We start from the raw sequence: 13,041 nt of genomic DNA, 5'->3' as shown, positions 1-13,041 counted from the left end.
GTCAGGGGAGATAGACGAGATCCGAACGGTCACGACGGCCCTGCGTGAAGCCTTCCATCGGCAGGGGAAAGCCCCCTCCGGCGCCGAGTGCACCCGACACGGACCAGTCGTGGACGACGACGCGGTGGGCGATGCGCCAGACCCCGTCGCGCTGCTCGAAACGGTCGACGTAGCGTCCGAAGAAGACGTCGAGCCATTCCTCGTCGTCAGCGCTGCGCCGCAGGAACGCCAGCCCGTAGGACTCGGCACGCGCCGTTCCCGCGTCCAGGTCGGTGATCTCGATCAGGACGTTGGCCACCGCGTGGGTCGTGTGGTGGGCCCTCCCGGACAACGAATCCACGATGAACTCAGCGAACTCGTGCCCGTTGCCCTTGAAGTGGCCGTGATCGTCGTAGCTGTCGGCGTGGTAGCAGCTGCGGAGTACCTCGACGTCGAGCCGGTCGATACCCCGGCTGTAGCGCATCAGTACGTCACGGATCTCGTCCTTGGCGACGAGTCTGGCTAGAGCGTCGGTCACGGTCACTCCCGGTGTCGTGGGTCCGGACCGACGTGCACGCCGGTCCGGAGCGCGACCCTAGCCCGCGGCGGCGACGCCGGTCCTTGGCGCTTTACAGGCCGAGGGGTCAGATTTATGATCAGAAACTCACCCCGGAGGTACGCGCCCATGACAATGACCGAATCCCTCGCCCCGTCCGCGGACGAGCTCGCCGCGATGACACCCGAGCAGTTCGTCGAACTGATCCGTTCGGAGTTGTCCAAGCCCGGCCAGGGGATGGCGAACCACCCGATCGTCCTGGAGATGGAGGCCGGCACGGCGACGACCGAGCAGCTCCAGCTCTGGACCGAGCAGTTCTACCTGCACATCTCCAAGATGCTTCCGTGGATCGGGCTGATGTTCACCAACTGCCCGTACGAAGAGGTCCGCACGACCCTTGTGAAGAACCTGGCCGAAGAGTGCCTCGGGAACTTCACCAACACCGCGGCACACCCCGAACTCCTCCTGCGCTACGCGGAGGCGCTCGGCGACGACCCCGACCGGATCAGGGCGGCAGAGCAGCTCCCCGCCGGTCGGCGACTGACCGACTACTTCGAGTTCATGGGACGTTGTCGCGAGTGGTACGTGCCCCTGGCCGCCATCGGGATCGGGCTCGAGTCCTTCGTCCCGGAGACCTTCACCCGCATCGTGGAGGCGAACAAGGCGAACTACTCCATGACCGACGAGCAGCTGATCTTCTGGACGATGCACATCCTCGCCGACGAGGAACACGGCGACGAGGGCATCGAGATCGTGTCGGAATGGGTCACCGACGCCGAAGGTCGACGCAACGTGTACGACTGCACGATCGAGACCGGGCGCCTGTTCCACGACCTGTGGATGATCTACGCCGACGCCTGAGCGGACCCGGGTCACGCCCCACGAACGCCCGTGATCCGCGAAGATGAGCGCTACAGGGGCGGGAACGTCCGCGTGACGACCAGGGGGACGACATGACCGAGGCGCAGATGGAGTCGGTGCGGGACATGGAGCCCGCGCCGTACATCCGCGACATGCAACAGCTCACCGACCACGCCGAGTGCGAGGAGGTGTTGAAGTCGAAGGACTTCATCCAGGGCTCACACCGCGAGTCCGCCGCGTTCTTCGCAGAGAGCCTGATCATGTTGGACGGCGAGCCGCACTTCGAGCGGCGGCGCCTCGAATCGGTCCTGTTCACCAAGGCGGCCCTCGAGCACTACGAACGACGCGCACTGGATCCCCACATCGATCAGGTCATCGCCGAGGCCGCTGCCAACAATCGTGGTGACGACGGGGTCGTGCGCGGTGACCTGTGCCAGATGCTTCGAGAGATGCTCGCCCGCATCTCGGCCACCATCACGGGCATCGACGGCGTGGACGACCCGGAGGCGACTGCCCGGTTCCGCTGGTTCCTCGAGCAACTCGGCACGGGCGTCACCGTCGAGTGGTCCACCGAGGACCACGATGCCGTCATCTCCCGGATCCTCGGGGTACGCGACCTGTTCGTCGAGGAGTTCTTCGGCCCGTCACTGGAACGTCGCCGCGACCTGGTCGCCCGCCACGAGGCCGGCGAACTCGACGAGGGTGACCTTCCGACGGATCTGCTCACACTGATGTTGGCCAACTGGAACCCGGACTGGGATCCCGAGGTGCCCCTGCGGGAGGCGACGCTGTTCCTCGTCGCCGCGACGCAGACCACCACCCACACGGGCCCCCACGTGATCCGTCACCTCGACGAGTGGCTGGCTGACAACCCCGGCGACCGTGAGCACCTCGAGGACCCGGAGTTCCTCAAGAAGGCCGCGTACGAGGCGCTGCGCCTGCACCTGCCCGCACCGGCACTGCTGCGTCAGGCCGTGCGCGACGTGGAACTCTCGACCGGTCGACGTGTGGCCGAGGGCGAGCGGGTGGCGTGCATGTTCACCCCGGCCAACCGCGACGAGAAGGTGTTCGGAGACACGTTCAGATCCTTCGACCCCCATCGGGACACCGGCAGTGCGAAGCCCTGGGGTCTCGCATTCGGCGGAGGCGAACACATGTGCATCGGACGGGCCCTCGTCACCGGCCTGTCGGCCCGGACAGACGGAACCGAAGGCACCGACGGGACCATCGTGCGGATCCTCCGTGCGCTGTTCCGGGCAGGGGTGAAGGTCGACCCCGACGACAGCCCCGCCTACACGGAGGCGAGCCACCACGACGCCTACGAGCGTTTCCCCGTCGTCTTCACCAACCTCTAGGGGCGGCCATGAGAGTCGAAGTGGATGAGATCGTGTGCCAGGGCACCGGATACTGCCAGCGCATCGCGCCCGAGGTCTTCGAGGTCGTGGACGGGATCGCGAAGGTTCTTGTCAGCGATCCGGGCGAGGAACTCCACGACAAGGTGGACGAAGCCGAGCGCATCTGCCCGAGCCGCGCGATCACCGTGTGAACGGGCCGCTCACAGAGCGCGCCCCTCGTTGACGTCGCTCCAGTGGATCGGAGCGTCCCATAGTTCGGGCCTGGTCCTGTCCACAAGGCAACAGAACAACACGATGTCCGCACGCATGGCTCTCCCCGCCGCGTCGGCGTCGCCACGCACGATCGCGTCTGCGAGCAACGTGTGCGACCTGACCAGGTCAGCGAGATCCGACGGAGCGAAGGTCACCTGGGCCACGTAGGGCACGGTCACGTGGTGAAGGGCCTTCAACAGGAACGCCAGTAGCGGGTTGGTCGAACTCGCCGCCACCAGGTCGTGGAACTCGGCGCTCAGTTCCGTCGTCGCCAGGAGCGCGTCCGATGTTGCGGCCATGGCCGCGACATTGCGCTCCAGACGCTCACACAGCTGCGCATCCGCGACCTCGGCCGCACGGGCCGCGATCGGCGGCTCGACCACCATCCGCGCGTCGATGACCGACCGGAACGTGGAACCCACGATCTCCAACAGCAACGCGATGTTGCCCGCCATCGGCCTGGCGTCGAGTTCGGACACGACGGGCCCACCGTTGGGGCCGGTGCGGATGGAGATGACGCCCTGGGTCTCGAGGAGCCGCAACGCCTCTCGGGTCGTGCTCCGCGCCACACCGTAGCGCTCGATCATCTCCGACTCCGGTGGAAGCCTCGCGCCCGGGGCGGTGCCGTCGTCGACGAGGTTCCGGACGATGTCCTGGGCCAACAACAGCGACTTCTTCGCCGGTTGCGGCCTGCGTTCGTCCCCTGTGGGCGTCCTCGACACGCCCGGAGTCTACGGATGGACCGCCTCGCCGTGTCGACCGGGAGGGGCGGACACCACCGAGAGCGGGCCGGATCAACACGACGGCGGCTCGCCGCGCAAAGCCGATCGTGGCAGCCGCCCGGTGCGCAGGAACGTCTCGCGGTGGGTGGTTTCGGAGAGCCCGTAGGAGCGCCAGGCCCACAGCAGGCACCCGGCGCCGACCACCTCCATCACGACGAGCGCCCACACCGGCTCCAGGCCCGGCAGGTCGGCGTCGTCGACCGACAGGCCGAACGCCGGCCACCAGAATAACTCGGTGCGCGCCCATGCCCCGTCGAACACGAGATAGAAGAACAAGCCGATGGCGAGGCCGAGCCAGCGGCGCTGGACGAGCCGTCGGCCACGGCCGAGGATCATCACGAGGGCCAGCACCACGCACGGGAACGCGAGCGTATGCATCACCCAGGGGCCACCCAGGGCGACTTCGATCACAGGAAACACCGAGCCCACCAGGACGAGGCGGTAGTCGATGGCGGGGCTCGCGAAGATCGCAACGACGCTGACGAGCGTCAGCCCGGCGAACCAGAAGAACATCGGGCGCTCAGTGGACGAGGATGCGCCCGCACTCGAAACAGAGGGCCACCTCGTCGGGGTCGGAGTGACGGAGCTTGTCGACCTCGACGGCGGGCAGAGTGAGGTGGCAGCCGTCGCAGCTCGTACCCACCAGGCGGGCCACCGCGATCCCTCCCAGCTGAGACCGCAGCTTCTCGTACCGCTCCACGAGCTCGGCCGACACCTCGGCGGCGGCGGCGGCGCGACGGTCGTTCAGATCCGCCATCTCCGAGTCGATCTCGGCCTCGGCCGCACCCAATGCTGCCCGGAAGTCGTCACGCTGTGCGGCGAGTTTGCCGCGTTCGGCGTCGATCGCCTCCTGCTCGGCGCGTAGCGGCTCGTCGGATTCCATCAACTCGATGATCTGATCCTCGAGGTGTTCCTGGCGTCGACCGAGACCTGCCAGCTCCTCCTGGAGTGCCTGCAGCTCCTTGACGGCGGTCACCGAGCCGCCGTAGAGCCGGGCGTTCTCGAGATCACGGCGGTCCTCGACGGAACGGACCTCGTCCTCCAGGCGCTTCTGGTCACGCTCGAGGGAATGGCGGGACACGAGTACCGGCTCCTCCCGAACGTCGAGCGCAGCGAGTTGCGTGTCGACTCCGGCGATCTCGGCCCTCGCCGGTAGTGTCGCCCGGCGATGCACGAGCTGATCGATTGCCGTGTCCAGATGCTGAAGTGCCAGAAGGCGTTCGAGTTCGCTCATGGTGTCGTGTCCGGACCTCACAGGGCCGGACCGTCACCCTACCCACCCGGAACCGCCGGTGGTGACCACAGATGGTCGAAATGAACGGACCACCGCTGCGGCTCCACGTCGTCGGCCGCGACGAGCCGACGCTGGCGCTGGTCGGCGCGCTGCGCACGACGGGGCCGGCCCATGTGACGATCGCCGGCGACGTCGCCGACCCCGGGCTCGACGGCGTCACGGTCGTTCCCCCCACCCGCCCCCCCGCCGACCCCGACATCGTCCTGATCGGCATCGACGAGGCCGCCACGTTCGACACCGCCCACGTCTGGGCACCCGCAGGGCGTGACTGCCTCACGGTCGTCGCCCCACCCGGTGCCCCCGACCGGTCCGCGCTGGCGGGGCTGGGCGTCCACCGGTACGCGCTGGCAGCATCCGCGCTGTACGCCCCGGCGCTCGGCAGGCTCCTGGTCGAATCCGACGCCATCGCGCGCCCCCACAGGGTCGCCGTCGCGGTCGCCCTGCCGGATGCAACGGCTGCGGCGGCCGTCGAGGTGCACTGCGTCGCGTCGGCGATCGCCCTGGCCCTCACCGTTGCGACACCGGCTCGCCCGGTGGCCGTACAGCGGCGTCCCGAAGGCACGCGTGCGGGACGCATCACATTCGACGACGGGACCGTCGCCGAGTTCACGGGCGCCCGCGGCCGCGGATCCCACACGGAGGTCCAGGTGGCAGGCGCAGACGGGACCGCCCGGCTCGAGCTCGCCGCCGGCTACGGGTTGGAGCGCAACGGCGAACCGGTGGAGATCCCACAGGCCGATGCACCGAGACGCACGGGCTTCGTCGACCTCGCCATCGCCATGCGTGCCGCGGCCCTCGGCCGCCGGGAGCCACCGCTACGGGCGGGCAGTGCGTTCGCGGCCGAGATCCTCGACATCCTCGACGAGTTGGGCGACTGATCGCCCACCCGCCTTTCGCTCAGGCAAGCTTGCGGTGGTCCCACGATGCGACAGCGGTGACGCCCACCCGCACGGCGACGCGTTTCGCGGCGACTGCCGGTGCCCGTGCCGCAGCGTCCTCGGGCGCCACTGACGGGTCGTAGCGGACCATGGTGGCGATCACGTGCCGCTCGACCTCGGAGACGTCGGTGATCAACTCGGCGACACCACTGATCTGGGCGCCCCGGAGCTCCGGGTAGGTCTCCCCCGCCTCCACGAGACACGTGAGACGGGGATCGCGACGAAGATTCACGATCTTGCGTGACCGGGCGAACGTGTGGAAGACGATCTCGCCGTGGTCGAGAGCGAACCAGAGCGGAACGAGATGGGGCGTTCCGTCGGCGTTGACCGTCGCCACGTGCACAGTGCGCGACACCTCGAGGAACTCGGCCAGTTCGGGCTCGGTCATCCGGATCTCGTCACGTCTGCTGGCCATCATCATCCCCCTGTCGGCCGCGCGCGTCCACGGCGGCGCGACGACACTACCCAGCCGGGTCAGCCGAGGCGACGACGGATCAACTCGCGCCGTTCGAGGAGCTCCGCGTAGCTCAGCTGCTCGGTCTCGGGATCCACCCCGAACTGTCCCTTCAGGGCCGTCAGGTCGACTTCGTAGTCCTCGGGGCGCATGCCCACCTCCGCCGCGAGGCGGGAACCGTGGTTCTCGGCGAAGTAGCCCGAGATGTGGATGATCTCGGCGAAGAGGTCGAGGTCGGGCGCCAGCGTGGCGATCGCGGCGTCGAGGAACACGAGGTTCTTGGCGAACAACAGGAGCTCGCGGGGCATCCGCGCGCCGTACCCCATGAGCGCCCCCACGATCCTGTTCAGCTCGGCGACGAGTTCGTCTCGTTCGAGCGTCGTCGGGTCGACCCCCGGGCGGTCGAGACCCAGGTCCACCACCATCGCAGCGATGTCGGTGTCGGCCGGTAGGGCCCCGAGGTCGCGCAACGCCTCGAGCTGGCCCTGCGGGTTCGACACCGTCGCCGCGAGCAGCAGCCGCAGGAAGGCTCTGCGCTTCGGCTCGGTGAGGCGACCCGTGATTCCGTGGTCCAGCAGGGCGGTGCGCCCGTCGGGACGCACGAAGAGGTTGCCGCCGTGGAGGTCTCCGTGGAAGATGCCGTGCAGCAGGCAGCCCTCGAGGAACGCGATCATTCCGGACCTGATGATCTCGTGGGTGTCCAGCCCGGCGCCCTCGATCCGAGCGACGTCGTCGAACGCGAATCCCGACAGGCGCTCCATCACGAGCACGCGCTCGGTCACGAGGTCCGGATGCGGGCGCGGGACGACGAAGGCCCGCTGGTCCGTATCCGCCAGGTAGCTCGCCACGTCGACCATGTTCTCGGCCTCGAGGCGGAAGTCGAGTTCCTCCACGATCGACTGGGCGAAGACCTCGACCAGCGCGGGCGGGTTCGCCAGCGCGGCCACCGGGATCCGCCCGACCAGCCGCTCGGCGAGCCACGCCATCACCTCGATGTCGGTATGGACGACCTCGCCTATGGAGGGCCGCTGGACCTTCACGACCACCTCGACGGGGCCACCGAAGGACTCGGCGAGGACAGCGCGGTGTACCTGGGCGATCGATGCAGCGGCGACCGGTTCGCGGTCGAACTCGATGAACACCGCTTCGAGCGGCATGCCGAGATCGCCCTCGACCACGCGACGCACCGTCTCGAAGCGCTCCGCGGGCACGGCGTCGCGACATGCCGAGAACTCCTCGACCAGCTCCGCGGGGAACAGCCCGTGACCCGAAGAGATGATCTGGCCGAGCTTGATGAAGGTCGATCCGAGGTCCTCGCACGCGAGTCGCATCTCGCGCGACAACCTCCTGCGACGCCCAGCCCGGCCCGACGACGACCGCATCTCCGCGATCCGCCAGCGGGCCAGCGCCAGCCCCAGACGCGCCGAGACCCGCGCGAGGCGGCGCAGGGGGGGCACCCGGCGAGGACGCGTGAGTTCGGGGACCCTCGCCCTGACCTGTTGCCGCCGCGCCGTCAGACCCGCCCGCCACGAGAGCGACGTGAGATCCACGTTCCAGGGAGGATCATCGGAATAGGCGCCCAACGTGCGATCATCGGGCGGCTGGGTCGCATCCGCACAGGTCGGGTTCGTCGCGCCGGGCGTCATCGGTTCTTTCTACGCCGCGGGATGCCCAATCGGAGGCGCGTCCCCACGAATCCGCCCCGGACGCGAGACTGGGCTGATAGACGGGAGTGTGATGCGCAGCTCGGATCAACAGGTCACCGACGCACTCATCGACGCCGTCGTCGAATTGGGCCGGTCACGTGACCGCTCTCTGGGCGGCGACCGGATCGAGGCGATGCTGCGGGCCTACTACGGGAGGGCTTCGCACCTCGACCTCGACGGAAAGTCCCCCGCCGACCTCTACGGCGCCACGATCCGCCACCTCCGCCTCGGCGACAGTCGGCGCGTCGGCGAGACGAGGGTCCGGGCCTACAACCCGCAGGCCGGCGACGACGGCTGGCAGACCAGCCACAGCGTGATCGACGTGGTGACGGACGACATGCCGTTCCTGGTCGACTCCGTGACGGCGGTGATGAACCACCGCAACCTGGCCGTCCACGTCCTGTTCCATCCGATGGTGGAGGTATCGCGCGACGACGAGGGTCGCATCATCGGACTCGACGCGGACGAAGGCGGTGCCGCCGAGTCGTTCCTGCACTACGAGGTCGACCGTGTCGACGCCGACGAGTTGGCGACGCTCGAGACCGAGGTGCGTTCGGTACTCGCCGACGTGCGGGCCACCTACACCGACTGGCAGCCGATGCGTACACGGGCTCTCGAGCTCGCCGCCGAGCTGGAGGCCGAACACCCGGGGACCGTCGACGCCGCCGACATCGCGGCCGCCACCGAGTTCCTCCGCTGGATGGCCGACGACAACTTCACCTTCATCGGCTACCGCGAGTACGACTTCGTCGACGGCGACGACCTCACGTGCCTCAGCTCGGTGCCGGGGACCGGCCTCGGCGTGATGCGGTCCGCCGCGCCGTCACGCCAGGACCTGTCGCAGTTCCCCGCCGAGGTCGCCGAGCTCGCACGCCGACCCTTCCTGTTGAACCTCACCAAGACCAACGAGATCGCAACCGTGCACCGTCCGGTCCGTCTGGACTACGTCGGCGTCAAACGGGTGGACGGAGACGGTCGGGTCACCGGCGAGCGCCGCTTCATCGGCCTCTACACGTCGGTCGTCTACAACCGACCGACCAACTCGATCCCCGTGGTCCGCGACAAGGTGGCGGCCGTTCTGCGACGGGCCGGATTCCGCGCCGGAACCCACGACGCGAGCCACCTCGCCAACATCCTCGAGCAGTTCCCCCGCGACGAGCTGTTCCAGATCTCCACCGACGACCTCGAGGAGATCTGCCGCGGGATTCTCGACCTCCGTGACCGCCGCGAGGTCAGGCTGTTCGTGAGGCCCGATTCCTATGGCCGCTTCCTGTCGTGTCTCGTCTTCGTCCCCCGTGACAGGCACTCCACCGACGTCCGCCTCCGGATCCAGGAGATCCTCCTGGAGGCCTACGCGGGCACACACTGCGAGTACTCGACGGAGATCTCCGACGCGCCACTGGCCCGCCTCCACATCGTCGTGCACACTCCGACGCGGGCGACAGCCCAACTCCCCGACCGCGAGGCGGTGCAGGCGCGCCTGGCGAGAGTCACACAGACATGGGAGGACCTGCTGCGCCGGGCGCTGATCAGCGACTCGGGCGAAGACCGCGGCCTCGAACTCTTCGGTCGGTACCGGTCGGCCTTTCCCACGGCCTACACGAGCGAGGTGCTCGCCGAGACAGCGGTGAGCCACATCGCCCGGATGGAGGCACTCGACGAGCACGGCCTCGTCGCACAGATCTACGAACCCCTCGAAGCTCGTCCCGGCGAGCTCCGCTGCGAACTGTTCCGACACGGTGAACCGGTCACGCTCTCACAGATCCTTCCGCTACTCCATGACCTCGGCGCGGTCGTAACCGATGAACGCCCTTACCAGATCGCCGTCGCCCATGATGCTCACCGCTGGATCTACGACATCGGGATCCGCTTCCCGACGGCGATCGATCAGAAGGCCCGCGACCGCGTGGAGGCGGCGATGCTCGCCTCGTGGTCCGGGCGCGCCGACAGCGACGGCTTCGCCCGACTGGTCACGCGGGCCGGACTCGACTGGCGCCAGGTGGTCGTGGTGCGTGCCTACGCGCGCTACCTACGCCAGATCGGAGCCACCTACACGGTGGGCTATCTCCAGGAGACGCTGAGCCGCAATCCGGCCGCGGTGGCCGCCATCGTCGCGCTCTTCGAGGCGCGCTTCGCCCCCGACCTCGACAACCGTGACCAACTGGAGCAGCAGGCCTCCGCACACGTCGACGAGTTGATCGACAACGTCGCCAGCCTCGACGAGGACAGGATCCTACGCTCGCTCGCCGCGCTCGTACGTGCCACGGTCCGCACGAACCATCACCGCGTCGACACCACCGCTGGTTCGGCTCTGGCGCTGAAGCTGGACCCGGGACGGATCCCCGGCATGCCCCGCCCCGTCCCTGCGCACGAGATCTTCGTGTTCGGTCCCCACGTCGAAGGCGTCCATCTGCGGGCCGGCCGCGTCGCCCGTGGCGGACTGCGCTGGTCGGACCGCCGCGACGACTACCGCACAGAGGTACTCGGGCTGCTGAAGGCCCAGAACGTCAAGAACGCCGTCATCGTCCCCGTCGGGGCGAAGGGCGGGTTCGTGGCGAAACAACTGCCCGACGGCGACCGCGAGGCCGTCACCGCGGAGGTGGTCCGCTGCTACCGCTCCTTCATCTCAGCGCTACTCGACGTGACCGACAACCGCGAGGCCGGTCGGATCGTCCCGCCAGAAGGCATCGTCCGCCATGACGGCGACGACTCGTACCTCGTCGTCGCAGCCGACAAGGGCACCGCCACCTTCTCCGACACGGCCAACGAGATCGCCACCGGGCGTAGCTTCTGGCTCGGTGACGCTTTCGCGTCGGGAGGCTCGACGGGCTACGACCACAAGAAGCTCGCCATCACCGCACGCGGGGCGTGGCTCTCCGTCGAGCGCCACTTCCGCGAACTCGGCATCGACGTGGCCAACGAGAGCGTGACGGTCATCGGCGTGGGTGACATGTCCGGCGACGTGTTCGGCAACGGGATGTTGAGATCACCCCACCTCCGCCTGGTGGCGGCCTTCGATCACCGCCACGTCTTCATCGACCCGCAGCCCGATGCGGCTGCGGGATTCGCGGAACGCAGTCGTCTCTTCGCTCTCGCCCGGTCGAGCTGGGCTGATTACGACACGTCGACGATCTCGGCAGGCGGAGGGGTGTTCGAACGCACGGCGAAGTCCATCGAGGTGAGCGCACCGATGGCGGCGGCACTCGGTGCCGAGCCCGGGCACGTCACACCGAACGAACTGATCCGGATGATTCTGCGTGCCCCTGCGGACCTGCTCTGGAATGGCGGAATCGGCACCTACGTGCGGGCCACCACCGAAACCGACCGCGACGTCGGTGACCGCTCCAACGATCCCGTCCGCATCGTGGCGGCCGACCTGCGAGTCAAGGTCATCGGCGAAGGCGGGAACCTCGGCCTCACCCAGCGGGCACGCATCGAGTTCGCCCGCAGCGGCGGCCGGATCAACACCGACGCGATCGACAACTCGGGTGGCGTCGACTGCTCGGACCACGAGGTGAACCTCAAGATCCTCCTGGACGACGCTGTCCGCACCGATGACCTCACGGTGCGTCAGCGCAACGAGCTCCTTGCCCGAATGGCCGACGAGGTCTGCGAACTGGTCCTGGACGACAACGATGGACAGCTCGACGCGCTCGTCGCGGCCCGCACCCAGGCCGCCGGCATGACCGAGGTGCACATCCGCCATCTGCGCAACCTGAGCGAGACGGTCGGCCTCGACAGGGACCTCGAGGCGCTTCCCGACGACGAGGAACTCGCCCGGCGGCGCACCGACGGCACCGGCCTGACCCAACCGGAGCTGGCCGTCATGCTCGCCTACACCAAGAACCAGTTGACCGCTGCGCTGATCGAGTCCGACCTCCCCGATGACGCCGCTTTCGACGACCTGCTCCTGGACTACTTCCCCCGTGAGATCCGCGAGAACCACGCGCGCCGGGTGCTGGGTCATCCGCTTCGACGCGAGCTCGTCGCCACCCAGGCCACGAACCACCTCGTCAACCGGGGCGGGCCCACGATGGTCCGTCGTCTCGCGGAGGAGACGGGGGCCTCCGTCGCCGCCATCACCCGCGCCCACCGGGCCGCATGGGAGGTCTTCGAGCTCGAGGGACTGTGGCGGGCGGTGCGGGGACTCGACAACGCCGTGCCCGCTTCGATCCAGGTCGACATGCACCTCGAGATCAAGCGGCTCGGAGAGCGGGCGGCACGTTGGTTCCTCCGGGGCTCGACCGGGGCCCCCGACGTCGCTGCGATCATCGCGGCCCATGCCGAGCCCGCCCGCCGCCTCACCGGCGTCCTGGCGGACCTGCTGGTCGGCTCCGACCTCTCGGAGCACCGTTCCGCCACGACCTTGCTGACCGACGCCGGCGTGCCGGCGGACCTCGCCGCCACGGTCGCGGGACTGGGGCTCGCGTTCGGGATCCTCGACCTGGCCGGTGTCGCCCAGCGCACCGCCACCGATCTCCGCGAAGTGGCGGAGATCTACTTCCTGCTCGACGAACGCCTCGATCTCGGTTGGCTCCGGCGACACATCGTCGCGCTCCCCCGCGACGACCACTGGCAGTCGCGGGCCCGTTCGGCGCTGCGCGACGACTTCTACAGGGAGCACGCCGCCCTGACCGCCGCCGTCACCGAGGCGACCTCGGGCAACGGCGACGCCGCCTCACGGGTCGAACACTGGGTCTCGGCCAACCCTGCGGGGGTCGGACGCTGCAGGGCGACCTTCAGCGACATCAAGGCGAGCGGGTCCCAGGACCTCGCCCGGGTGTCCATCGCGCTACGCGAACTACGCGAACTCACACCTTCGCTCTGACCCTTCGTCGGGTTGCCGTCCGTTCGGCATCTCGAA

The 13,041-nt window shown here is 68.6% G+C and carries 11 protein-coding genes; 5 read left to right on the top strand and 6 right to left on the bottom strand.

The genetic code is table 11. The annotated features are described in order from the left end of the window. Position 1 precedes the first annotated feature (1 nt). Positions 2 to 517: a nuclear transport factor 2 family protein gene (locus RIE08_15095; GenBank protein MEQ8718933.1), complete on the bottom strand. Its 516-nt coding sequence runs from the start codon at positions 515 to 517 to the stop codon at positions 2 to 4. Positions 518 to 664: 147 nt separating this feature from the next. On the opposite strand from RIE08_15095, the gene RIE08_15090 reads away from it, so the two are divergent. The 3 genes from RIE08_15090 to RIE08_15080 all read left to right on the top strand — a co-directional run bounded on the left by RIE08_15090 (position 665) and on the right by RIE08_15080 (position 2,942). Continuing rightward, positions 665 to 1,396, top strand: coding sequence for an iron-containing redox enzyme family protein (locus tag RIE08_15090; GenBank protein MEQ8718932.1), 732 nt, complete (start codon positions 665 to 667; stop codon positions 1,394 to 1,396). A 92-nt stretch (positions 1,397 to 1,488) separates the two neighbouring features. Further along, complete coding sequence (locus RIE08_15085; protein MEQ8718931.1) at positions 1,489 to 2,751, top strand: cytochrome P450; 1,263 nt, start codon at positions 1,489 to 1,491, stop codon at positions 2,749 to 2,751. 8 nt (positions 2,752 to 2,759) lie between these two features. Further along, the gene (locus RIE08_15080; GenBank protein ID MEQ8718930.1) at positions 2,760 to 2,942 is read left to right on the top strand and encodes a ferredoxin; all 183 of its coding nucleotides are present in this window, start codon (positions 2,760 to 2,762) and stop codon (positions 2,940 to 2,942) included. Between the two features lie 9 nt (positions 2,943 to 2,951). On the opposite strand, the gene RIE08_15075 is transcribed toward RIE08_15080, so the two are convergent. The 3 genes from RIE08_15075 to RIE08_15065 all read right to left on the bottom strand — a co-directional run bounded on the left by RIE08_15075 (position 2,952) and on the right by RIE08_15065 (position 5,019). Then, positions 2,952 to 3,725 (bottom strand): FCD domain-containing protein, encoded by a 774-nt coding sequence (locus RIE08_15075; protein MEQ8718929.1) that lies wholly within the window; start codon positions 3,723 to 3,725, stop codon positions 2,952 to 2,954. 72 nt (positions 3,726 to 3,797) lie between these two features. Further along, positions 3,798 to 4,298, bottom strand: coding sequence for a hypothetical protein (locus tag RIE08_15070; protein ID MEQ8718928.1), 501 nt, complete (start codon positions 4,296 to 4,298; stop codon positions 3,798 to 3,800). A gap of 7 nt (positions 4,299 to 4,305) precedes the next feature. Then, positions 4,306 to 5,019 (bottom strand): C4-type zinc ribbon domain-containing protein, encoded by a 714-nt coding sequence (locus RIE08_15065; protein MEQ8718927.1) that lies wholly within the window; start codon positions 5,017 to 5,019, stop codon positions 4,306 to 4,308. 71 nt (positions 5,020 to 5,090) lie between these two features. On the opposite strand from RIE08_15065, the gene RIE08_15060 reads away from it, so the two are divergent. Further along, the gene (locus RIE08_15060; protein MEQ8718926.1) at positions 5,091 to 5,957 is read left to right on the top strand and encodes a hypothetical protein; all 867 of its coding nucleotides are present in this window, start codon (positions 5,091 to 5,093) and stop codon (positions 5,955 to 5,957) included. 19 nt (positions 5,958 to 5,976) lie between these two features. Here the strand turns inward: RIE08_15060 and RIE08_15055 are convergent, their stop codons facing one another. Both RIE08_15055 and RIE08_15050 read right to left on the bottom strand, forming a co-directional pair. After that, positions 5,977 to 6,405: a TIGR03618 family F420-dependent PPOX class oxidoreductase gene (locus RIE08_15055; GenBank protein MEQ8718925.1), complete on the bottom strand. Its 429-nt coding sequence runs from the start codon at positions 6,403 to 6,405 to the stop codon at positions 5,977 to 5,979. Between the two features lie 86 nt (positions 6,406 to 6,491). Next, positions 6,492 to 8,117: an AarF/UbiB family protein gene (locus RIE08_15050; GenBank protein ID MEQ8718924.1), complete on the bottom strand. Its 1,626-nt coding sequence runs from the start codon at positions 8,115 to 8,117 to the stop codon at positions 6,492 to 6,494. 91 nt (positions 8,118 to 8,208) lie between these two features. On the opposite strand from RIE08_15050, the gene RIE08_15045 reads away from it, so the two are divergent. Then, positions 8,209 to 13,005, top strand: a complete 4,797-nt coding sequence (locus tag RIE08_15045) for an NAD-glutamate dehydrogenase (GenBank protein MEQ8718923.1) — start codon at positions 8,209 to 8,211, stop codon at positions 13,003 to 13,005. Positions 13,006 to 13,041: the final 36 nt, after the last annotated feature.

It is taken from the genome of Acidimicrobiales bacterium (assembly GCA_040219085.1).
In the GTDB taxonomy this organism is placed as follows: Bacteria; Actinomycetota; Acidimicrobiia; order Acidimicrobiales; family JAVJTC01; genus JAVJTC01.
Note: the sequence above shows the minus strand (reverse complement) of the source record. Positions and strands in the feature narration are given on the sequence as shown.

Coding starts and splice junctions, on each gene's coding strand:
- RIE08_15045 (MEQ8718923.1), top strand. CDS start 8,209: ATGCGCAGCTCGGATCAACAGGTCACCGACGCACTCATCGACGCCGTC.
- RIE08_15060 (MEQ8718926.1), top strand. CDS start 5,091: ATGGTCGAAATGAACGGACCACCGCTGCGGCTCCACGTCGTCGGCCGC.
- RIE08_15085 (MEQ8718931.1), top strand. CDS start 1,489: ATGACCGAGGCGCAGATGGAGTCGGTGCGGGACATGGAGCCCGCGCCG.
- RIE08_15050 (MEQ8718924.1), bottom strand. CDS start 8,117: ATGACGCCCGGCGCGACGAACCCGACCTGTGCGGATGCGACCCAGCCG.
- RIE08_15090 (MEQ8718932.1), top strand. CDS start 665: ATGACAATGACCGAATCCCTCGCCCCGTCCGCGGACGAGCTCGCCGCG.
- RIE08_15065 (MEQ8718927.1), bottom strand. CDS start 5,019: ATGAGCGAACTCGAACGCCTTCTGGCACTTCAGCATCTGGACACGGCA.
- RIE08_15055 (MEQ8718925.1), bottom strand. CDS start 6,405: ATGACCGAGCCCGAACTGGCCGAGTTCCTCGAGGTGTCGCGCACTGTG.
- RIE08_15070 (MEQ8718928.1), bottom strand. CDS start 4,298: ATGTTCTTCTGGTTCGCCGGGCTGACGCTCGTCAGCGTCGTTGCGATC.
- RIE08_15080 (MEQ8718930.1), top strand. CDS start 2,760: ATGAGAGTCGAAGTGGATGAGATCGTGTGCCAGGGCACCGGATACTGC.